Source organism: Clostridium sp. LS, assembly GCF_002760435.1.
Taxonomy (GTDB): domain Bacteria; phylum Bacillota; class Clostridia; order Clostridiales; family Clostridiaceae; genus Clostridium.
In genome coordinates this window covers 1-610 of record NZ_AUUU01000188.1, presented here as the reverse complement: position 1 = coordinate 610, position 610 = coordinate 1, and the positions used below count along the sequence as shown (strand labels likewise).

General features: G+C 30.3%; 1 protein-coding gene and 1 pseudogene. Both read left to right on the top strand.

The features are described 5' to 3' along the window. Positions 1 to 105 precede the first annotated feature (105 nt). Positions 106 to 414, top strand: coding sequence for an NADH-quinone oxidoreductase subunit NuoK (nuoK, locus tag COL3_RS25885; protein WP_099716764.1), 309 nt, complete (start codon positions 106 to 108; stop codon positions 412 to 414). Positions 415 to 422: 8 nt separating this feature from the next. Beyond that, a pseudogene (locus COL3_RS25880) lies at positions 423 to 610 on the top strand (NADH-quinone oxidoreductase subunit L); the annotation flags it as partial.

Below are 610 nucleotides of genomic sequence, written 5' to 3'. Positions count from 1 at the left end.
GATGGATTTTTTGGAAATTATATGATTCCCTTTGAAGTTTCTGCATTACTTTTATTAATAGCATTAGTAGGAGCTATTATTTTAGCTAAAGGAGTGAAAAATTAAATGGTTGGTTTAGAAGGTTATTTAATACTCGCAGCAGCCTTGCTTTGTATTGGTCTTTACGGAGCTATCGCTAAAAGAAATGTTATCAGTGTATTAATGTCAGTAGAACTTATGATGAATGCAGTCAATATTAATTTAGTAGCTTTTAATAGATTTTTAGCACCAGAAAAGGTTACAGGACACCTTTTTGCTATATTTGTTATTGTAGTTGCAGCAGCTGAAATTGCTGTGGGTCTAGCTATTATTTTAAATATTTACCGCAGTCATACTACATCTAATGTAGAAGACTTCAATATTTTGAAATGGTAGGTGTTATGATGAGATTTATAGATTTAGCGTGGTTGATTCCCATATTTCCTGCAATTGCATTTTTACTTATTGGGTTTATTACAAAAAAATCTAAAGGTATTAGCTCAGCAATTGCAATAGGTGGAATGGTTCTTTCTTTTATATTTTCTTTAGGTGTTTTTTATGAAGTTATTACTTCAAAAGTTAGTATTAATCA

Excerpts from the sequence above, each read along its gene's own strand:
- nuoK (WP_099716764.1), top strand. The coding sequence starts at position 106 with ATGGTTGGTTTAGAAGGTTATTTAATACTCGCAGCAGCCTTGCTTTGT.